We start from the raw sequence: 20827 nt of genomic DNA on the forward strand, positions 1-20827 counted from the left end.
CGCCGCCCCCTCAATGCTTCAGCAGATTCGCATCGTCCACGCTGGTCGAACGCCTGGTACGGAACACCGCCATGATGATCGCCAAGCCCACCACCACCTCGCAGGCGGCGACCACCATGGTGAAGAAGGCCACCACCTGACCATCGAGGTAGCCGTTGATCCGGGAGAACCCCACGAAGGCCAGGTTTGCGGCGTTCAACATCAACTCCACACACATGAACATCACAAGGACATTGCGCCGCAACAAAACTCCGGCTGCACCGATCGTGAACAGCAATGCTGACAGATATAGGTAGTTGACCGGGTTCATCGCACACCCTCTTCGGTGAATGTGCTCCGGCATCTCTCAGGTTCAGCGACCAGCAGTCGCAACACCACGCCGCGACGTTGCAGAGTCCTGCTGACCGACAGCTCAGCCGGCCTACCGTCGGGCAGCAGGGCCGGGATGTCGACCGCGTTGTGCTGTGCGTAGACGCCGGGGGCCGGCAACGGGGTCGGATATCCACCGGATCGGAAACGCTCCGCAGCGAGTTCACGTTGAGTTTTGCGACGGGAGAAGCGCTCCCGGTGAGCCATCACCATCGCCCCCAGTGCCGCGGTGATGAGCAGTGCACTGGTGAGCTCGAACGTCCACAGGTACCTGACGAAGATGAGCGCGGCAAGGCCTTGAACGTTCTCCTGGCCGGCGAGATGGTCGCTCCCGACCGTCGGCGTGACCGTTGCCGGTCCCGCGGTAACCGCGGTTGACGCTCGACCGATACCTGCGATCAACAGGACTCCGAACCCCGCACCCACGGTCATGACCGCAACCCGTTGCCCCCGAATGGTTTCAACCAATGACTCCGCCGATTCGACACCGACCAGCATGACGACGAACAGGAACAGCATCATGACGGCGCCGGTGTAGACGACTACCTGAACCACACCCAAGAACGGCGCTCCCGCAGCGATGTACAACACGGCGAGACTGATCATCGTGGCTGCCAGGAAGATGGCCGAGTACACCGCCTTCCGCGCGCACACCACACCGAGAGCTCCGGTCAACGCCAAAGCACCGACGATCCAGAACACGACGGCCTCCCCGGTCGAGGTCCGCACGACTGGCGCTGCGGCCAACACTGCCGCCGATGCCTCGATACTCATGAGCTCGACCTCGCTTCCCGGTGGTCCGCCGCGGCGCCGGTGATGTTTCCGCGGTAGTAGTCCTCGTCCGTTGCGTCCGCGACCATGGCATGGGGAGGAGTCAGCATTCCCTCCAGAAGTGGAGCCAACAGGTCGTCCTTGCCGTATATGAGGTCGGATCGATTGTCATCGGCCATTTCATACTCATTCGTCATGGTGAGCGCACGCGTAGGGCAAGCTTCGATGCACAATCCACAACCGATGCATCGCAAATAATTGATCTGGTACACCTGCGCGAAACGTTCCCCCGGTGAGAACCGGCGGCCATCGGTGTTGTCCGCGCCCTCCACATAGATGGCATCCGCCGGGCAGGCCCACGCGCATAGTTCGCATCCAATGCATTTCTCCAGACCGTCGGCGTAGCGGTTCAATTGATGGCGACCGTGATAACGCGGAGCGGTCGGCTCGGGGTCTTCCGGATAACTTTCCGTCACCGGCCTTTTGAACAACGATAGGAATGTCACTCCGAATCCGGCGACCGCACTGGTGAACTTAGACATGGCGGTCTTCTCCCTTGGTCAGAACGGCGCCGTTTCGAATCGGCTTACCGTTGTGGATCGGTGTGCCGTTGGCGACGTAGGGCGGCATCGTGACGGCTGCGTTCGGCCTCGGTAAAAGAGGGACCGGAAACAGTCCGGTATGGCCGACCACCGAGGTTCGTGCCAGCGCCTGCTGGTGGTCTTGTTGGCCCCGCCGGAAACGGAGCATCAGCCAGATCGACACCAATAACAGTGTGCTCGAGATAAGCATCGGGATGACACCGTTGCGGCCAACGGATTTCAGTACGGCGACCATCATTATCCAGGCCAGCGACACCGGGATGAGTAGTTTCCAGCCGATCGCCATGAACTGGTCGTAACGCATCCGCGGAAGCGTGGCGCGCAGCCAGATGAACACGAACAGGAACGTCCACACCTTGATGACGAACCAGACCAGCGGCCACCAACCGCCGACCGCACCATCCCAGATGCTGACCGGCCACGGCGCACGCCAGCCGCCGAGGAACATCGTGGCGGCCAGTGCCGAAACCGTGGTCATGTTGACGTACTCCGCAAGCATGAACATTGCGAACTTGAGCGATGAGTACTCGGTGTGGAATCCGCCGACCAGCTCCCCCTCTGCCTCCGGCAGATCAAAAGGAGCCCGGTTGGTCTCACCGACCATCGCGATCAGATACACGACGAAGGAAGGTAATAACAGCACGGCATACCAGGTACCGTCCTGGGCGGCAACGATACCGGAGGTAGACATGGTGCCGGCGAGCAGGAACACACTCGCAAAAGACAGCGCCATGGCGATTTCGTAAGACACCACCTGTGCGGCTGAACGTAACCCGCCCAGCAGTGGGTAGGTGGAGCCCGATGACCAGCCCGCCAACACGATTCCGTACACGCCGATCGATGTGACGGCAAGGATATAGAGCACCGCCACCGGAAGGTCGGTCAGCTGCAACGGTGTGTTGTGGCCGAACACCGAAACCACTGGACCCATCGGGATGACTGCGAACGCCATGAACGCCGGGATGACCGCGACGATCGGGGCCAATAGATAGACCGGCTTATCTGCGCCGGACGGGATCAGACCTTCCTTGAGGGCAAGCTTGATCCCGTCGACCAAGGACTGCAGCATCCCGTTCGGCCCGACCCGGTTTGGGCCGAAGCGCATCTGCATCCGGCCCAATACTTTGCGTTCCAACAGGATTGCGACCAACACCGTCACAAGCAGGAAGACGAAAATGGCCAGCGCTTTGGCAAGGATGAGCCACCACGGATCGAGCCCGAATACGCTGAGGTCGGTCGGGGTCATCATATGGCCCCCCGCTCGATATCGACGACCTCGCCAGAACCCGCCCCGAGTTGGGCGCGTACGGCGCAACCCGATGAGTTCACCGGGAGCCAGACCACGCGGTCCGGCATATCGGTTCGAACCAGCGGCAGGGTGATCGATCCGTGGTCGGTTCGCACCGTCACCGGGTCGCCGTCGCTCGCACCGATCTCAGCTGCGGTGCGGGGCGACAGCCGCACCACAGTGGTCCGTGCAGTACCAGCCAGATGCGGTTCACCATCCTGTAATCGGCCGGAGTCCAACAACATCCGCCATCCTGCGAGGAGTGCCTGGCCTGGCACTGGTGAGATGGGTGGATTCGCAGCGACATCGGGGGTGGCGGGACGCCTTCCCGACCAACTGCCGAGAGCGGACAGTTCGGCTGCGGCTGCAACTGGTGTCGGGCACGCAAGGTCCACCCCGATCCGTTCCGCCAGAATATGGAGGACACGCAGATCCGAGTTTGCGTTGCTAGGTGTCGCGGCCCTGAACTGTCGGACACGGCCCTCCCAGTTGCGGAAGGAGCCCGTTTTCTCCACCACCGGGGAGACGGGCAGAACGACGTCAGCCCGTTCGGTGACAGCGCTTTCGCGCATTTCCAAGCTCACCACGAACGGACCGTCAGACAACGCGCCGACCGCGCCCGCAGGGTCCGGTAGGTCGCCGGGCTCTACGCCCGCGACCAGCAGGGCGGTGATCTCCCTTTGCGCGGCCGCCATCAGGATCCCACCAGTATCCCGCCCCGGGGTGGTGGGCAGGCCGTCGGTACGCCATGCACTGGCGGTCTGCTCGCGGGCTCGGCTGTCCGACACCGGCCGGCCACCCGGCAGCAAGTTCGGCAGACAACCGGCCTCCAGAGCTCCCCGGTCGCCGGCCCGCCGCGGGATCCAGGCCACCGATGCCCCGACGCTATCGGCAAGTCGGGCCACCGCCGAGTAGGCACCCGTACTGGTCGCCAACCGCTCACCGGCCAAGATGATGGTTCCGTCAGGAAGTTCTGTGGACAACGCCTCAAGTGCGGAGGCCTCGTTGCCCGGTGCTGTCATGACCAACCGGCCATTGCATTTGGTGAGTCCTGTTGTGGCGAAAGGTGCGACAGCTATTACGGCAAGGCCGTTCTTTCGCACGGCCTTGCGCAGCCGCAGGAACACGATCGGCGCTTCTTCTTCTGGCTCGAAGCCGACCAACAGGACGGTCGGCGCCCTCTCGAGGTCCGCATAGGTCACCGTCATCGGGGTACCCGCGACGCGGGCTGCCAAGAACTCGGCTTCCTCCGCCGAGTGCGGACGTGCGCGGAAATCGATATCGTTTGTGCCCAGCACGATTCTGGCAAATTTGCTGTACATATAAGCGTCTTCGACGGTGAGCCTTCCCCCGACCAGAACTCCCGCTCGACCCTTGGCGGCGGCCAACCCCTCGGCAGCGAACCCGATCGCCTCCGACCACGCGGCCGGACGCAAAACGCCCTCGGTATCGCGCAGCAACGGTGTGGTGATCCGATCACCGACGGTCGGATAGCTGAACGCCCACCGCCCCTTGTCGCAGTTCCATTCCTCATTGACGTCGGGGTCGTCACCGGCCAGTCGCCGCAGCACTCTTCCGTGCCGGTGGTCGGTGCGCTGAACGCATCCGGACGCACAGTGTTCGCACACGCTGGGGCTGGACACCAGGTCGAACGGTCGACCCCGGAACCGGTATGCGGTGCCGGTCAGCGCCCCGACCGGGCAAATCTGTACGGTGTTACCCGAGAAATACGACTCGAACGGCTGACCCGACGCGGTTCCCACCTGCTGCTGTGCACCGCGTTCGAGCATCTCGATGAAAGGGTCTCCGGCGATCTGCTCGGAGAACCGGGTGCATCGGGCACACAGCACACAGCGTTCCCGGTCCAGCAACACCTGTGTGGACAAGTTGATCGGCTTCGGGTACGTCCGCTTGGCACCATCGAATCGAGTCTCTGGACCGCCGCTGGACATGGCCTGATTTTGAAGGGGGCATTCCCCACCCTTGTCGCACACCGGGCAGTCCAGCGGATGGTTGATCAGTAACAGTTCCATCACCCCGCGCTGGGCATCATCGACGGTCGCGGAACTGAATTGGGTACGCACCACCATGTCCTCGGTCACCGCTGTGGTGCACGACGCCAGTGGCTTGCGTTGTCCTTCGACCTCGACCAGGCATTGCCGGCATGCCCCTACCGGATCCAGTAGCGGATGATCGCAGAATCGAGGAATCTGGATTCCCATGAGCTCTGCGGCGCGGATTACCAATGTACCTGTAGGCACGACGATCTGGTGGTCGTCGATGGTCAGCGACACCATCTCCAGCGCGGAGTTGCCCCTGGTGGATTCAGCTGACGTCACAACCGCCCCTTCCACTGCCCGACACGGTTGCGTCTTCGGTCGCCATCAATGTCGCGGCGTGGGGATCAAACGGACACCCACGGCCGATATGGGCCTCGTACTCGGCGCGGAAGTACTTGATCGATGAAATGATCGGCATTGCCGCACCATCTCCCAAGGCGCAAAAGGATTTTCCGATCATGGTGTCGGAGATGTCGAGGAGCTTGGCGAGGTCCGTCGTTGTTCCAGAGCCCGTCTCCAACTGCTCATAGATCTGTGACAACCAGTATGTGCCCTCACGGCAAGGGGTGCACTTGCCGCATGACTCGTGGGCATAGAACTGGGTCCAGCGCCGCACCGCTCGCACCACACACGTGGTTTCATCGAAAATCTGCAGCGCCTTGGTACCCAGCATGGAGCCGACCGAGGCCATACCTTCGTAGTCCAATGGCACATCCAAATGTTCAGCGGTCAACAATGGTGTCGATGACCCGCCCGGGGTCCAGAACTTCAAGGTGTGACCGGCGCGGACCCCGCCGGCGTAGTTCAGCAGCTCGCGCAGGGTGATACCGAGCGGTGCCTCGTACTGGCCGGGACGGGTTACATGGCCGGACAACGAATACAGCGTGAAACCCGGCGACCCCTCCGATCCCATCGAGGCGAACCATCCATCCCCATGGAGCAGGATCGGCGGGACGCTCGCGATGGACTCGACATTGTTGACCACCGTGGGGCAGCCGTACAAGCCAGCCTGCGCGGGGAATGGTGGACGCAGCCGGGGTTGGCCGCGGCGGCCTTCCAGGGAGTCCAGCAGCGCCGTCTCCTCACCGCAGATGTAGGCGCCCGCGCCGGCATGCACGATCACATCCAGATCGAATCCGGATCCGTCGATATCATGACCCAAAAGCCCAGCGTCATAAGCCTCTTCGACGGCGGTCCGCAACCGGCGTAATGCCGGCAGCACCTCGCCGCGCAGGTAGATGAATGCGTGATGCGCACGGATCGCGTACGCGGCAATGATGATGCCCTCGATGAGAAAGTGCGGTGTAGTCATCAGCAGCGGGATATCTTTGCAGGTACCCGGTTCAGACTCATCGGCGTTCACCACCAGGTAATGCGGTGTGTCATGGTCGGCCCCTGGGCCATTGCGCCCCTGTGGGATGAACGACCACTTGGTCCCCGTCGAGAAGCCGGCGCCACCGCGCCCACGCAGGCCCGAATCCTTGACCAACGCAATGACATCGTCGGGATTCATGGCCAGCGCCTTAGCCATGGCAAGATAGCCGTCGTGTCGACGGTAGGTGTCCAGCGACCATGGCTGCGGTTCGTCCCAGAATCCACTCAACACCGGTGTGAGAGATGTTTGCGGCGTGCTTGCGAGCGTCATCGGCCCTTCCGGTTCTGTCGTGTGTGCGGGTATCTGGCGGTCATGCCAAGCTCTCGCGCGACCTTGAGTCCGGCCAGTGTCGCCGCGCCCGGTTCACCACCACTCCTTTCGGGCTGGCGCTCCGGCAGACCCGCGAGACACCGGGCAGTAGTGCTGAAGTCACACACCGGGCCACCCCGGCTGGACGTGACGACATCGCCACGACACAGTTGGTCGACGAGTTCCCTTGCCTGGCAAGGGGTCTGGTTGTCGAAGAAGTGCCAATTGACCATTACGACCGGCGCGTAATCGCAGGCGGCATTGCATTCGACGTGTTCCAGCGTCACCTGGCCGTCATTGGTGGTCTGCCCGACACTGATTCCCAGATGGTCCTGCAGCGCTTCGATGATCGCGTCGCCGCCCATGATCGCGCACAACGTGTTGGTGCATACGCCCACCAAATACTTACCGGTCGGAAAACGCCGGTACATCGAGTAGAACGTGGCGACCGCGGCCACCTCGGCATCGGTGAGATCGAGTTGTCGGGCGCAGAAGTCGACACCGGCCGCGGCCAGATACCCGTCGTGGCTCTGTACCAGATGCAGCAGCGGTAGCAGCGCGGACCGCGGCTGTGGATACTTTGCGATGATCGTGGCCGCGTCAGCAGCCAACCGTGCCGTTACATCCCCGGGGTAGTGTCTCGGTCCGCCGATGGGATGGGCCGGCTCTTGCGGCCGCGGGACTAACTTCAGAAACACTTCACTCATCGGTCCACACCTCCCATCACCGGGTCGATCGACGCCACCGCGGCGATCACGTCGGCGACCATACCGCCCTCGCACATCGCGGCTACCGCTTGCAAATTCGTGAACGATGGATCTCGGTAGTGCACCCGGTAGGGACGAGTCCCGCCGTCTGACACCATGTGCACGCCGAGCTCACCCCGCGGCGATTCCACCGCCACGTACACCTGGCCCGGCGGGACCTGGATCCCCTCGGTCACGAGCTTGAAATGGTGGATCAGCCCCTCCATCGAGCGCCCCATGATCCGGGCGATGTGCTCGGGTGAGTTACCTAATCCGTCTGGACCGAGCGTGAGATCGGCCGGCCAGGCCAGCTTTCTGTCCGAGATCATCACCGGCCCGGCCTCCAACCGATCTACACACTGTTGCACGATCTTCAGCGATTCCTTCATTTCGTCGACGCGGATCACGAAACGGTCGTAGCAGTCGGAGTTCTCACCGGTGATCACATTGAATTCGTATGTCTCGTAGCCGCAGTAGGGTTGTGACCGGCGCAGATCATGGGGCAAGCCGGTGGCGCGCAGTACCGGTCCGGTGACCCCCAACGCCATACAGGCGGTGAGGTCCAGATGGCCGACGCCTTGGTTGCGCGATTTCCAGATCGAGTTCCGCCGCAGCAGATCCTCCAGCTTTCTGAGTTGACCCGGTAACGTCCTCAGCAGCTCGCGAACCTGGTCGAGACCGTTGTCTGGCAGGTCGGCGACCAGTCCCCCGGGCCGGATGTAGGCGTGATTCATCCGCAGACCGGTGATTGCCTCGTATACCTTGAGGATGTCCTCCCGGGCGAGAAAGCCGTAGAACATCGCGCTCATCGCGCCCAACTCCATCCCACCGGTGGCCAGTGACACCAGATGCGATGAGATGCGGTTGAGCTCCATCAGCATCACCCGGATCACGCTGGCGCGTTCAGGGATATCGTCGCTGATGCCGAGTAGCTTCTCGACACCGAGGCAATAGGCAGTTTCGTTGAAGAACGGTGACAGATAATCCATCCGGGTGACGAACGTGACGCCCTGTGCCCAGGTGCGATACTCGAGGTTCTTCTCGATTCCGGTGTGCAGATAGCCAATGCCGCAGCGAGCCTCGGTGACCGTCTCACCTTCGATCTCCAGGATCAACCGAAGCACACCGTGAGTGGACGGGTGCTGTGGACCCATATTGACCACGATTCGCTCGGCCGAGGCTGCGCTCGGGCCTGCGTCGCGGACTGCCGCCACGATCTCGTCCCAATCCTGCCCGGCCACGGTGACCGTCATTTCGGGTATTTCGGTCATCAGTGGTATGACCTCCGCTGATCGGGGGGCAGGATCTGGGCACCGTGATACTGGACGGGAACACCGCCGAGCGGGTAGTCCTTGCGTTGGGGATGGCCGACCCAGTCGTCAGGCATCTCGATCCGGGTCAGCGCCGGATGTCCATCGAAGATGATCCCGAAAAAGTCATAGGTCTCCCGCTCGTGCCAGTCGGTGGTGGGATAGAGCGCGAACAATGATGGAATGCGCGGGTCGTTCTGCGGTGCAGAGACTTCTAACTGAATACGCCGATTGTGGGTGATCGACATCAATGGGTAGACGGCACGAAGCTCACTACCGGCCTCGTCCGGATAGTGGACGCCGGACACACCGGCGCACAGTTCGAATCGCAATGCCTCGTCATCGCGCAGGTGTACTGCGAGCCGGGGCAGCTGCCATCGGTGCACGCACAGAGTAAGTTGGTCGCGGTGCACCATGACGCGCTCGACACTGGTCTCGAACGATCCCCGGCCGCCCAGGATTTCGACCAACCGGTCGACGATGTCGTCGAAATAGCCACCGTAGGGACGTGGCGAGCTGCTCGGCCGGTTCACCGGGGGCACCAAGCGGCCGTAACCCGACGTGTCACCGCTGCCGGCGACGCCGAACATTCCGCGGCCAACTCCGCTTCGGTTGCTCATCGTGCACCTCGGTCAGTCTTTGGGCTCGACGTGGACGCCAGTGACGCCTGCTCAACGGCGGCGACCACCTCTTCGCGGTGCACGCCCAATGGCATTTGTTGAATCTTGCTGTGCAGCTTGATAATTGCATGCAGTAACATTTCTGGACGCGGTGGACATCCAGGCAGGTAGATATCCACCGGCACTAGATGGTCGACGCCCTGGACTATCGCGTAGTTGTTGAACATTCCACCAGAAGATGCGCAAACACCCATTGCCAAAACCCATTTCGGTTCCGCCATCTGGTCGTACACCTGCCGCAACACCGGAGCCATTTTCTGGCTGACACGGCCCGCAACGATCATCAGATCGGCCTGGCGAGGGGTCGCCGAGAACCGCTCCATGCCGAACCTGGCAATATCGAATCGCGGTGAGGCCGTTGACATCATCTCGATCGCGCAGCACGCCAAGCCGAACGTTGCCGGCCACAACGAATTTTTCCGAACGTATCCAGCCATCTTTTCCACGGTCGACAATATGATCCCGCCAGGCAGCTGCTCCTCTAATCCCATTCCAGCCCACCCCGCCGCCACACATAGCCGTACGCCACGACGACCACTGCCATGAACAACGCCATCTCGACCAGGGCAAAGATCCCCAGCTGGTCAAACGCCACAGCCCACGGGTACAGAAATACGATCTCGATATCGAAGACGATGAACAGCATTGCGGTCACGTAAAACTTGATGGGAAATCGGCCCATCCCCAGCGCGTGTTGGGCCGGTTCGATGCCACACTCGTACGCCTGCAGTTTGGCCCGGTTGAATCTGCGCGGACCGATCAGTAACGCAATACCCACTGAGCCCACCGCGAATGCGGCGGCAATCGCGCCGAGAACCAGGATCGGCACATAGATTCCCATTCCCATACCTGCAGCCCTCCTGCGCGACAGACGATGCACTGACGTTGTGCCGAAGTGATGCAACCTGGACCGCCGGCGGCGGGATTACCTCGTTCTGAACTGTCTACCGGCCGGACGACGAAGGGTTGACCCCAAGATGGGGGATACGCCAGGTGATTCGAGGAGGGATAGATTCAGTGCGGTGTCTGCGACAGGCCGACCAGGCCGGGATCGAACGTGGCCCTGGCAGCCACCGAAGCGGCCGAGGCGGCAACGATCATTCGCGCATCGGAGTCATGGCCTTTCGGAAATACGATCTCGGCGCTGTCCGGCCCGTCGCGGTGCGCCATCAACCAGTCGTATAGCAGCCAGTCCAGTGCACATGTGACGGCAAACGGATCAGCCTCGGCACTGCACGCCGAGGAGACCACCGCTTCGATCGCCTGACGATGTTCGGTGCGGGCCGCGTCCTTGTTCACCCCGGAGCTATCGAACAGAAGCATCGACAACGTCAACGGGAAGCGCTGTCCTGATTCGGCGCGTAGGACCCAGCGTCCACCCTTCCACGGCCTGTCCTCATCGACCTGTTGCATCTGGCCGAATCCGCTGACGACGCCGAGCGTCGGATCGTCGAGTTCATCGTCGAGCGGCGCCGGCCCAAGCAAACCCAGCGGCTGCCGGGCCCGAATCGAAAACAGGGCGGCCGTGCCGATGATCTTGCCGGCGCGGACATCCGCGGTGATGGCGACCGATTCAAGTGCGGTCGCGTAGTCGAAACACAACCGGTCCAGGGCACGGTGCAGGTCGAGCAAGCTCTCACGTTCGGTCGGTTCGATAGGCGTCTTTCCACCGCCCAGATACTCCCCGAATCGTTCAGCGGCAATGATCAGCGCGTCATCAAGAGCTTCGAGATGGGTTGCGATGAGCCGGTCGGGCTCCTCGTCCTCGGCGACAAGGCTCTGCAAGGTGGTCTGGGTGCCCGTCGGCGTGACCCAGTAGAAGCCGATCTGGCCGTCGGCCTGAACAATTCGCGGTCTCACCGAATCTCCATGGCGAGTCTGCGGTTTGTGAGCGACAACTGCCGCGCAGTGGACTCATCGAGGGCTCGCACCTGCGCTGTCCCCACCCGTCCGCATATGCCACCCCAGTGCAGCGCAATTCGGTCGCCAGGAGCCACCTGGGGTACCGCGCTATACCCATCGACGAAGACATCGACAATGCGGTTGGCCGGAGCGGACATACTCAGGGCCTGGCCGTCCCACGCCAGGTTCCGACTGCGAACAGTAACCTGATCACCGTCTCGGCTGAGCACCTTGGCCGGCGTGATGCGGCAGCTGTCCAGGATGTGGATCGGATGCTCGTCCATCCCCTTACCCAACAACCGCGACCAAGGATAGACACCGAAAACGTGGAAGCAGTGATTTCCAGCGGCCTCCTCGGCCAGTTCCGGCGTCAAGTGCATCCAGTAGTGCCCGGCTTGCGGTCCGATAACGGCGAGCAATTCGGCATAGAACTCAGCGGGGTCGATCGATGCCGCGACTCCTCCACCCAACCAATATGATTCGACCAGACGTAGATCAAGCGGGTCAGCGATTCCGGTCATCCGGGACAGTACCTGCAAATACGGCCATGCCCCCGAGAAGCGTTGCGCCACTGCGCGGACCGCTTTGTCTGAACCTTCGCGCAGGGCGGTACTCTCCGACGGTCCGCAATAGCCCAGCTGATTGGGCGCGTACGCATACCGGGCGAACATCTGCGGTCCGCTGATGCTCACCTGCTGCACCATCTGCGTCACACCTGCCCGGCCTGCCCTACGAGCTGGGCCGCATCACGGTGCATCCGGCCGAAGTTGTAATAGGCGGCGCAAGCACCTTCAGCCGAGACCATGCAGGTCCCGATCGGTGTCTCCGGTGTGCAGGCGGTGCCGAACACCTTGCACTCCCATGGCTTGAGCACACCTTTGAGTACCTCGCCGCACTGACATGCCTTGGGGTCGGCGACCCGCACTCCGGGCATGTCGAATCGAAGCTCCGAATCGAATTCTGCGTACTCGTCACGCAGTTTGAGCGCACTCTGTGAGATGAACCCGAGTCCACGCCACTCGAAATGCGGCCGTAGCGCGAAAACCTTGCCCAGCAGTGCCAGAGCGGCCGGATTGCCCTCTGGATGCACGATACGGGAGTACTGGTTCTCCACCTCGCAGCGCCCCTCGCGAATCTGCCGGAGCAGCATCGCCACCGCTGACATGATGTCCAAGGGCTCGAATCCGGCTACCACCAGAGGCTTTCGGTATACCTCGGGAACGAATCGGTACGGCCGGTTGCCGACCACCGTCGAAACGTGGCCAGGTCCGAGGAAACCGGACAGCCGAAGGTCGGGCGACTCCAGAATGGCTTTGATCGGCGGAACGATCGTGACGTGATTGCAGAACACACTGAAATTGGTGATTCCGAGTTCACTGGCCCGCAAGAGGGTTACCGCTGTGGACGGAGCGGTGGTTTCGAAGCCGATGGCAAAGAACACCACGTGTTTGTCCGGGCTGTCGACAGCGATCTTGAGCGCGTCCAGCGGAGAGTAGACGAACCGGACGTCAGCTCCGCGCGCCTTTGCGTCGAGCAGACTGCCGTGCGAGCCAGGCACCCGCATCATGTCACCGAAGCAGGTGAAGATCACATCGGGCTGAGCGGCCAACCACATGGCATCGTCGATCCGCCCCATCGGGATCACACACACCGGGCAACCAGGGCCGTGGACCAGTTCGACACTCTCAGGAAGCAGGTGCTCGATACCGTGTCGGTAAATGGTATGGGTGTGCCCACCGCAGACTTCCATGAACTTGAACGGCTCGCCATCGTGTCCCTCCTTGGCCAGGAACTCTATGGTTCCCAGGAGTTTCCTGGCTGCCGCAGGGTCACGGAACTCGTCGACGAATCGCATGTGTGCTCTCCTTTTCAGACGATCGATGATGTGTCGAAGGCTTCGATCTCGCTGTCGTATGCTTCGCCGAGCTTCTGCACAGCGGCGAGAGTAAGCAGCGCCTCGGTTTCATCGACCTTTGCCATCGCGAAGCCAACGTGAACCAGCACCCAGTCGTCGGGCTCCGGCATGTCTTTCTCCAGCAATCGCACGCTGATGATCCGACGTACGCCACTGACGTCGACCTTTGCCATATAGTTTGCGGCGTCGGTGATCTCGACGATCCGCCCAGGAATACCGAGGCACATGGCGCCACGCTCCTTTCTTCGCTGCAGACCTTGTCAACAAATCCTCGGCAACGGGTCACCGACCAGCATGTCGACGACTCTGGTACCGCCGAACACCGTGCGCAATAGCACAGCGGCCGTCGGTTCGGCGGTGATCTCACCGATCTCGGCCGCGTCGGTACCCAAGGGATGCGACCGCAACGCACTCAGCGCGACATCGGCCTCATCCGGCGCGACCACAGCAATGAATTTTCCTTCGTTGGCGACGTAAAGCGGGTCTATACCGAGCATTTCGCAGGCACCGCCCACGTCTGGCCGCACCACCAGACGCTGTTCATCAAGGACCACCCCGACGTTGGCTGCTTGGGCCAGCTCGTTGCACACAGTGCCAACACCGCCGCGGGTCGGGTCACGCAGCCAGCGAGTGGATGGTGCTGCCGCGAGCATCACTTCCACCAGCTCGCTGACCGATGCGGTGTCGGAGTGGATGTCGGCATCGATCGCCAAGTCGCCCCTGGCCAACATCACCGCCATACCGTGGTCACCCATCGACCCGGATAGCAGCACCTTGTCCCCCGGGCAGACCCGGGTGGCAGAAAACTCGCGCTCCGCCGGGATAATCCCGGCACCGCTCGTAGTGATGAACAGCCCGTCGGCCGCGCCCCTCGGCACCACCTTGGTATCGCCGGTGACGATCTGCACACCCGCTGCGGCCGCCGCGGTGGCCATGTCCGCGACGATGGCTTCCAACTCGGATACCGGGAAACCCTCCTCGAGCACGAACGCCGCCGTGATCCAGGAGGGGATCGCACCGGCCATGGCGAGGTCGTTGACCGTGCCGTGAACCGCGAGGTGGCCGATAGATCCGCCGGGAAAGCGCAAGGGCTGCACCACAAACGAGTCGGTGGAAAGTACCATGCGCGGCCCCTCCGGCAGCGAGATCACTGCGCCGTCATCGAGAGACTCCAACACTGGGTTGCGGAATGCCTCGACGAAGACGGCATCCACCAGCGCCGCCGAGGACTTTCCTCCCGCACCATGTGCCAGCGTGATGATTTCGTCCCGGAGCCGCGGTCTGCGGCGACGGAACGTTTCGATGCGCTCAATGACCTCGCCCTCGGCCCAACTCGGGCCGGTCGAGCGGTAGTCGCTGACTGGTTTACTCATGAGCCGACGTTCCCCTTCTTATGCACGGTGGACCAGAGTTGGTAGCCGAGCAGGGCCTGCGCCTCTTGGATGCGATGTACGCTCTGCGACCTGACGACGAAACACGCGTCGACGTCGGCACTGCTGGCGAAGGCCCCGCCGTCGTATCCGGCAAAGCCGATGGTGTAAAGGCCTCGGCGCCTGGCTTCGCGCAGTGCGTGCGTGAGGTCCGCTGAATTGCCACTGGTAGACATGGCGATCGCGATGTCGCCCGCCCCGGCACGAGCGATCAGTTGGCGTGCGAACACCAACTCGAACCCGACATCGTTACCCAACGCAGTCAGGATGGCCTGATCGGCGGTCAGGCACCAGGCCGGCAGCGGCCGGCCCAGCGGCGGCCGCACGAACAACGCCGCCAACGTCGCAGAATCTGTTGAGCTACCGCCATTTCCGAATGTGAACAGCCGACCGCCGGCGGTGAACCGCCGTGCCATCTCGGCACCCGCACTGTCCACCAGCGCAGCGTTGGCTTCCAGTGAGGACCGGCGCAACGCGGCGCTCTCGGCCGCTTTCGCCTGCGCCGATGCGGCGAGGTCCGTGAGCAACGATCCCGAATCGGTTTCCTGCGAGTCGATGAACGGGTAGAGGAAATTGGTAGCCTCCTGGGGCGTCCCGGCACCGGATTCCGTTGTGTTCATCCGTCAACCTCCTGCCCGACCCGGCTGATTGCCATACCCGCATGCACCAGCAGCAAGTCACCGGTCGACACCGGACCGATGAGGACCGTCTCCACACTCTCGGCGCCTTTGGCGGTCCGCACCATCGCCGAACTGCCGTCCGACGGAGCGAGTACCTCGGCGAGGCGCCCCTCGTCGCTGCAGGTGATGCACACCTCGTCGGTGCACTCGTCGACATTCAGCAGGCCGGGGTGTTCGAAACAGACGTGGGTCAGTTCCCACAGTAGGTGGTACAGCAGGACGAACCCCCCGGTCGCTGGCAATCCCGGATCTGGATCGTCGAGCCAGAGCACATGGTCGGCCGCGCCGTCGAAGGGACGTGTGCCGCTGCCTATCCAAATGGTGGTGGCGCCCCACGCCGGCGCTCTGCGCATGACCGACCGCACATCGGCGTCGTCGGCGTCCGCGACGGCGATCACGATGTCCCCGGAACGCACAGACACTCGCACGACATCGACGAGGTCGGGATCGGTCAGCGCAACCGCGGGCAGCGCCCGCTTGCCAACGATGACCGGGTGCACGAACTCGACCGCGATGTGTTGGGCATGCGGCTGCCAAGACGGTGCCAGACACCACATGGTGCCTCCGGCAGAAAATCGCCGGGCCAGCGTCAGCGATGTCGCAGCGAGATCTGCGGCGAGGTCAGCGCCCAGTCCGTGGTCGGTGGTGGTGGTAGACATCACGACACCGCCGGATCGCCGAACACGCCGTATTCGGTCATCGTCGCCAGGGTGATTCGCGCCGATTCTTCGTCAATGCGGGTCAAGGCAAACCCGGCGTGCACGATCGTGTAGTCGCCGATCTGCAGCTCTGGCAGATACGCCAAGCAGGCAGTCTTGTCTTCACCGGGAAAGGCGATCCGCGCCATCCGCGCGCCGTTCGCCGCATCCCAGATTTGCGTGATGCGTCCCGGAATCCCCAAACACATGCGTCAGCCCTCCTGCGCCGTCAACACCGATACTGCTGCTTGTCCCAATGCGATACCTCCATCGTTCGCGGGAACTGCGCGGTGAACGAGTACCTCGAAGCCCCGCTCGACGAGCTGCTGTCGGCATGCTTGCATCAGCAGCACATTCTGGAAGACGCCGCCGGTCAGCCCCACCAGACGAACGGGTCCGGCAACCCGGCCGACCGTCTCGGTGACGGCGCCTGCCACCGCGTGGTGGAAGGCCGCGGCCAGCGCCGCGGGCTCCGCACCGTCACGCAGCGCCGACACCATCGAGCGCAACATCGGCGAGGGGTCCATCAGTACCCCGGCGTCCGGTCCGAATCCGACGGACAATCGAAGGTCCGGGGTTGACGACGCCGCCCCGTCCGTCGCCATCACTTCGAGCTCGATGGCGGCCTGACCCTCGTACTCGATGCGGTGCCGAACCCCCAGCAGTGAGGCGACCGCGTCGAACAGGCGGCCCATACTGGTGCATGGCACGCAACCAGTGCCGCTGACGAGCTGCGACCGCAGCAGCCGCAGCTCCGCGTCGGTCAACGCGGTCACCGGGGCCAGATCGGCCGCCCACTTGATTCCTGCGGCCCACAGATAGGACAGCGCCATCCGGCACGGATTGCGCACCGCGGCATCGCCACCGGCCAACGGCACCGGGCGTAGATGGCCGACCCGGGTGAACCGGTGACTATCAGTGCCCAGCGCGAGGACCTCACCGCCCCAGACCGCACCATCCACGCCGAACCCGGTGCCGTCGAAAGCAATTCCGATGATCGGCTCACCCAGTCTGCCGTGCTCAGCCAGCAGCGACACAACATGTGCGTGGTGATGCTGCACCAGGTCCAGTGGCCGGCCCCCTGCGTTGCGCTCAGCCCAGCTACGGGTCAGATACCCGGGGTGCATGTCGGCCGCCAGCCGGATCGGATGCCGTCGCATCCGGCTGATCTGGGCTACCGAATGTTCGAACGCGCGCAATGTCTCCCAACCGCCCATATCGCCGATGTGCGCTGAGCAATAAGCACGACGCCCATCCGTCAGACAGAAAGTGTTCTTGAGTTCACCGCCGACCGCCAGCACCGTCGGCCCGGCGGCCGCGCTGTCGCCGAAATCGATCGGCAACGGGGCGTAGCCACGCGAACGCCGGATCGGCAGTTCCCTGCCGTCGAGGACCCGGACCACGGAGTCGTCACACGGCACATAGATCGGCCGGTTGTGATCGATCACCGCATCGCTCAGCGCCGGGAGACGTTCGGCTGCATCCTCATCGGTGTAACAGATGGGTTGATCGGATAGGTTCGCACTGGTCAGCACCACTGCATCCGGGGCATGCTCGACCGCGCCGGGAACCTCTGACAGCAGTAGGTGATGGATCGGCGAGTACGGAAGCAGCAATCCGATCCAGGGGCTGCCCGGCGCGACGCCTGCGGCAACCGGCGCCTCGTGGAAACGACGGACCAGCACGATCGGCCGCGCTGACGTCGACAGCACCGCCGCTTCGTCGTCATCGATCTGGCCATAGCGCCGCGCCACGGCTAGGTCACGCACCATCACAGCGAACGGCTTACCTGCCCTTGCCTTGCGTTGGCGCAGCTTGCCCACGGCGGTGTCGTTGTCGGCAGCGCAGGCGAGGTGGTAGCCGCCGATGCCCTTGATCGCGACAACCATCCCGGCACGAAGTGCCCGCTGCGCCGCAGCAATGGCGGCATCAGTGCCGTCGATCCGGGCGTTGGTGGCCGCGGTGTGCATCCGAAACCACAGTGTCGGACCACAATCCGGGCAGGCGATGGGTTGGGCGTGAAACCGGCGATCGGTCACGTCGTGGTATTCAGCGGCGCAGCGCGCACACATCGGGAAGTCGGCCATCGTGGTGGCGGGACGGTCATATGGGAGTTCGCGGATGATGGTGAACCGGGGACCGCAGTCGGTGCATGTCACGAAGGGATGACGGTAGCGCCGATCGGCGTGGTCGAACAGTTCGGCGACACAGTTGTCGCAAATCGCGATATCGGGAGGGATGGGGGTCGGTGCGCCATCCGCCGGGCGACTGGTCACGATCCGGAACGGTGCCAAGGTGTGTGCCTCGAGTGGCATCTCGGCCCGGGCCACCGCGGCGATCGTGGCCAATGGTGGCGCATCGGTGCGCAGTCGGCACGCGAATTCCTCGAGCGCCCGGGCGGGCCCCTGCACCTCGACGAACACCGAGGATGAATCGTTGCCGACGAAACCGGTCAACCCGAGTTCTGTGGCGACTCGATGCACGAACGGGCGAAACCCGACACCCTGCACCACCCCGGCGACGGTGAATCGGAGTCGCCGGACGTCAGTGGGCTGCGTCAACACCGTAGCGTCCGTCATGCTCGCCGCCAGATGACGACGCGGTTGTTTCCCGAGTCCGCTACCGCCAATCTGTCTGCCCGCAGCGAAATCCCGTATGGCCAGCACAGGGTGTCCCGCTGAACCGATGTCCAGCGGTTCTCGCCGTTGGACCCGAAACCCGGCTGGGCCAGTACATGATCAGCGGCGCGCCCATCGGCCGGAAGGTTGTCCCACAACAGAATTCGGTTGTTGGCCGTGTCCGCGACCGCCAGCCGCTCAGTCCCTTCTCCGCCGACCCTATCGAGTCCAATCGCATACGGGAAGCGGAAGCGGTCCCCGGTATGCGGACCATACGGCCACTCCTCGGATGCCGAGAAATCGGGTTGTCCCACCAGAATATCGGCTGGTCGGTCGGTCGAGGGCAGCGGTGACCAGCCCAGTATCCGGTGATCTCCGGCGTCGGCCACCAACAGCAGATCGTCACGGCCGGCAAGATCGTGGGGCCAGCGGAAACTCGCCGGACCCACTGCGCCACCACGGTTCTCCGAGCGATGGGCCGCGTCGGGCTGGCCGACGACGATATCGGCGGGCTGCCCGGGTTCGGGGATGCCGCCCTTCCAACCCAGCACCCGCCGATTTCCAGTGTCGGCAACCCAGAATCGTGAACCGATCACCGCGATCCCGAACGGCCAGTACATCGTCGACGCCGAGCATGTCTTCCCCTGGTTGGGAGCGACCGAAGAAGCATCCGGCTGTCCCAGAATCAGATCCGGTGCCACATCGCTGCGCTCTGGCACCGAGTTCCAGATCAGGATGCGATGGTGCCACGCATCCGCAACAATCAACCTGCCCTGGTGCACCAGCACCCCGGTGGGTAGGTTCATGCCGCGTTCGGGCCCGCGCCCGCCGGCGGCCTTACCCTCGGTATGGCCGTCAGGCTGTCCCAGCACGATGTCAGCCGGTTGCTCGTCGTGACCAGGGTAGCCATGCCACACCAGCACCCGGTGGTTGCCGGAATCGGCGACTACCAAGTGGTCCGATCCGAGGAACACTCCTCTCGGCGAGTACATCCACGACATCGACGGATGCGCTGGCGGTAACGCCAGGCCGCCGGGTGCCGGGGCGCCCAACCAGACTTCCGGTGACCACCCGTCGCTGAGGTCGGTCGCTGGCGCCGTATCCACCAGGGCCGACCGACCGCCGACGTTGTGACGGACGGTGTAGCGGGTCATGTCCCGACTCTGACCCAGAGTTCGCCTCGGTCAACGCGCAGCGGCAGCTGTTCCAGCTGTGCGCCGGGGGCGGTGAGGCATTCACCCGAACTTGCGTCGTAGCAAAAGCCGTGCCACGGGCAGGTGAGCGTGCCACCGACGACGTCGAGCACGGCGTTGTCCAACGGCAGACCTTCGTGGGCGCACTCGTTGCGGTAGGCCGACAAACGCTGCCCCACGTTGACGACGATCACCTCGGCTTGCTCGCCTGAGGTGGCCGTCAATCTCCGCACCACCAGATCTCCGTCATGCACATCGGCGGAGGGCCCCGCGCTCACCCAGCCTTCACTGGCTGGATCCGGCCCGATGCGCAAGGATTCCAAGGGGATCAACGTGGGCGAGGGCTCGTTCGCCAACACCTCGACGCCGGTCACCGACGGAACGTTCTCTGTGAGCGCGCTTTCCACCAGGTTCCGCAGGGTCACCGACGACATCGAGCAGCCGTTGCAAGCACCTTCGAGTCGCACGAACGCGGTGCCGTCCTCGATCCGCACCAGCGTGACATCGCCGCCATGGCTCTGCAATTGCGGCCGAACCTCGACCAGCACCCGGTTGGCGTGGGTCATCGGATCTGGCCGGACGATGCCGTGCAGCGAAAGCAGCAGATGCACCACCGGGTCATCGGCCAGTTCGAACAGCACCGGACGCGCGGCGTCATCCGCGCGCATCCGCCGAACCATCGTGATCAGGCCAGCCCGGTGCACCGCCTCGATCGCGGCCTTGACCTCCTCAGCGACGGCGCGTGACCCGTCATCGAGTTGGTTCAACGCGCTAATCGCGTCGTCCACCCGTTTGGCCAGGGTCTCGAAATCCGGTTCCGATGCGGCTACCTGCGCGGCATTCGTCGACGGTGCGGCCGCCGTGGTGGTGGTCGTCATGCG

Annotated in this window: 22 protein-coding genes; all 22 read right to left on the minus strand. The window is 63.4% G+C overall.

The window, feature by feature from the left end:
- Positions 1 to 10 precede the first annotated feature (10 nt).
- Positions 11 to 310, minus strand: a complete 300-nt coding sequence (nuoK, locus tag ABQE44_RS24220; RefSeq protein WP_064927453.1) for an NADH-quinone oxidoreductase subunit NuoK — start codon at positions 308 to 310, stop codon at positions 11 to 13.
- Positions 307 to 1143 (minus strand): NADH-quinone oxidoreductase subunit J, encoded by an 837-nt coding sequence (locus ABQE44_RS24225; RefSeq protein WP_448432366.1) that lies wholly within the window; start codon positions 1141 to 1143, stop codon positions 307 to 309. Before ABQE44_RS24225 ends, nuoK begins: the two co-directional genes overlap by 4 nt.
- Positions 1140 to 1682 (minus strand): NADH-quinone oxidoreductase subunit NuoI, encoded by a 543-nt coding sequence (gene nuoI / locus ABQE44_RS24230; RefSeq protein ID WP_064928410.1) that lies wholly within the window; start codon positions 1680 to 1682, stop codon positions 1140 to 1142. Before nuoI ends, ABQE44_RS24225 begins: the two co-directional genes overlap by 4 nt.
- Complete coding sequence (gene nuoH / locus ABQE44_RS24235) at positions 1675 to 2988, minus strand: NADH-quinone oxidoreductase subunit NuoH (RefSeq protein WP_082933229.1); 1314 nt, start codon at positions 2986 to 2988, stop codon at positions 1675 to 1677. Before nuoH ends, nuoI begins: the two co-directional genes overlap by 8 nt.
- Positions 2988 to 5369, minus strand: coding sequence for an NADH-quinone oxidoreductase subunit G (locus tag ABQE44_RS24240; protein WP_448432368.1), 2382 nt, complete (start codon positions 5367 to 5369; stop codon positions 2988 to 2990). Before ABQE44_RS24240 ends, nuoH begins: the two co-directional genes overlap by 1 nt.
- On the minus strand, positions 5356 to 6735 hold the full coding sequence (gene nuoF / locus ABQE44_RS24245) for an NADH-quinone oxidoreductase subunit NuoF (protein ID WP_448432370.1): 1380 nt from the start codon (positions 6733 to 6735) through the stop codon (positions 5356 to 5358). The genes ABQE44_RS24240 and nuoF overlap by 14 nt, the downstream gene beginning before the upstream one ends.
- A complete protein-coding gene (nuoE, locus tag ABQE44_RS24250) occupies positions 6732 to 7481 on the minus strand; it encodes an NADH-quinone oxidoreductase subunit NuoE (RefSeq protein ID WP_069407686.1) in 750 nt (249 codons plus the stop codon). Before nuoE ends, nuoF begins: the two co-directional genes overlap by 4 nt.
- Positions 7478 to 8791 carry an NADH dehydrogenase (quinone) subunit D gene (gene nuoD, locus ABQE44_RS24255; protein WP_069407687.1) on the minus strand — a complete coding sequence of 438 codons (1314 nt, stop codon included), beginning with the start codon at positions 8789 to 8791 and terminating at the stop codon, positions 7478 to 7480. Before nuoD ends, nuoE begins: the two co-directional genes overlap by 4 nt.
- A complete protein-coding gene (locus ABQE44_RS24260) occupies positions 8791 to 9450 on the minus strand; it encodes an NADH-quinone oxidoreductase subunit C (RefSeq protein ID WP_069407688.1) in 660 nt (219 codons plus the stop codon). Before ABQE44_RS24260 ends, nuoD begins: the two co-directional genes overlap by 1 nt.
- The gene (locus ABQE44_RS24265; RefSeq protein WP_448421871.1) at positions 9447 to 10001 is read right to left on the minus strand and encodes a NuoB/complex I 20 kDa subunit family protein; all 555 of its coding nucleotides are present in this window, start codon (positions 9999 to 10001) and stop codon (positions 9447 to 9449) included. Before ABQE44_RS24265 ends, ABQE44_RS24260 begins: the two co-directional genes overlap by 4 nt.
- Complete coding sequence (locus ABQE44_RS24270) at positions 9992 to 10351, minus strand: NADH-quinone oxidoreductase subunit A (protein ID WP_448432417.1); 360 nt, start codon at positions 10349 to 10351, stop codon at positions 9992 to 9994. Before ABQE44_RS24270 ends, ABQE44_RS24265 begins: the two co-directional genes overlap by 10 nt.
- Positions 10352 to 10524: 173 nt before the next feature.
- Positions 10525 to 11370: a hypothetical protein gene (locus ABQE44_RS24275; RefSeq protein WP_448421873.1), complete on the minus strand. Its 846-nt coding sequence runs from the start codon at positions 11368 to 11370 to the stop codon at positions 10525 to 10527.
- Positions 11367 to 12116, minus strand: coding sequence for a DUF6390 family protein (locus ABQE44_RS24280; protein ID WP_064929227.1), 750 nt, complete (start codon positions 12114 to 12116; stop codon positions 11367 to 11369). Before ABQE44_RS24280 ends, ABQE44_RS24275 begins: the two co-directional genes overlap by 4 nt.
- A gap of 5 nt (positions 12117 to 12121) precedes the next feature.
- Positions 12122 to 13267 (minus strand): hydrogenase formation protein HypD, encoded by a 1146-nt coding sequence (hypD, locus tag ABQE44_RS24285; protein ID WP_064929221.1) that lies wholly within the window; start codon positions 13265 to 13267, stop codon positions 12122 to 12124.
- Between the two features lie 14 nt (positions 13268 to 13281).
- Entirely contained in the window at positions 13282 to 13554 is a 273-nt protein-coding gene (locus tag ABQE44_RS24290; RefSeq protein ID WP_448432372.1) for a HypC/HybG/HupF family hydrogenase formation chaperone, read from the minus strand.
- A gap of 33 nt (positions 13555 to 13587) precedes the next feature.
- Positions 13588 to 14700 (minus strand): hydrogenase expression/formation protein HypE, encoded by a 1113-nt coding sequence (hypE, locus tag ABQE44_RS24295; protein WP_069406935.1) that lies wholly within the window; start codon positions 14698 to 14700, stop codon positions 13588 to 13590.
- Positions 14697 to 15377, minus strand: a complete 681-nt coding sequence (locus ABQE44_RS24300) for a D-sedoheptulose-7-phosphate isomerase (RefSeq protein WP_448432374.1) — start codon at positions 15375 to 15377, stop codon at positions 14697 to 14699. The genes hypE and ABQE44_RS24300 overlap by 4 nt, the downstream gene beginning before the upstream one ends.
- Positions 15374 to 16096 (minus strand): hydrogenase assembly protein HupF, encoded by a 723-nt coding sequence (locus tag ABQE44_RS24305; RefSeq protein ID WP_069406937.1) that lies wholly within the window; start codon positions 16094 to 16096, stop codon positions 15374 to 15376. The genes ABQE44_RS24300 and ABQE44_RS24305 overlap by 4 nt, the downstream gene beginning before the upstream one ends.
- On the minus strand, positions 16096 to 16344 hold the full coding sequence (locus ABQE44_RS24310; RefSeq protein ID WP_448432376.1) for a HypC/HybG/HupF family hydrogenase formation chaperone: 249 nt from the start codon (positions 16342 to 16344) through the stop codon (positions 16096 to 16098). Before ABQE44_RS24310 ends, ABQE44_RS24305 begins: the two co-directional genes overlap by 1 nt.
- Positions 16345 to 16347: 3 nt before the next feature.
- On the minus strand, positions 16348 to 18714 hold the full coding sequence (gene hypF / locus ABQE44_RS24315) for a carbamoyltransferase HypF (protein ID WP_448432378.1): 2367 nt from the start codon (positions 18712 to 18714) through the stop codon (positions 16348 to 16350).
- The gene (locus ABQE44_RS24320) at positions 18711 to 19907 is read right to left on the minus strand and encodes an NHL repeat-containing protein (RefSeq protein ID WP_448421878.1); all 1197 of its coding nucleotides are present in this window, start codon (positions 19905 to 19907) and stop codon (positions 18711 to 18713) included. Before ABQE44_RS24320 ends, hypF begins: the two co-directional genes overlap by 4 nt.
- Positions 19904 to 20824 (minus strand): NifU family protein, encoded by a 921-nt coding sequence (locus tag ABQE44_RS24325; protein ID WP_069406941.1) that lies wholly within the window; start codon positions 20822 to 20824, stop codon positions 19904 to 19906. Before ABQE44_RS24325 ends, ABQE44_RS24320 begins: the two co-directional genes overlap by 4 nt.
- Positions 20825 to 20827: the final 3 nt, after the last annotated feature.

This window comes from Mycolicibacterium sp. XJ2546, assembly GCF_053483195.1.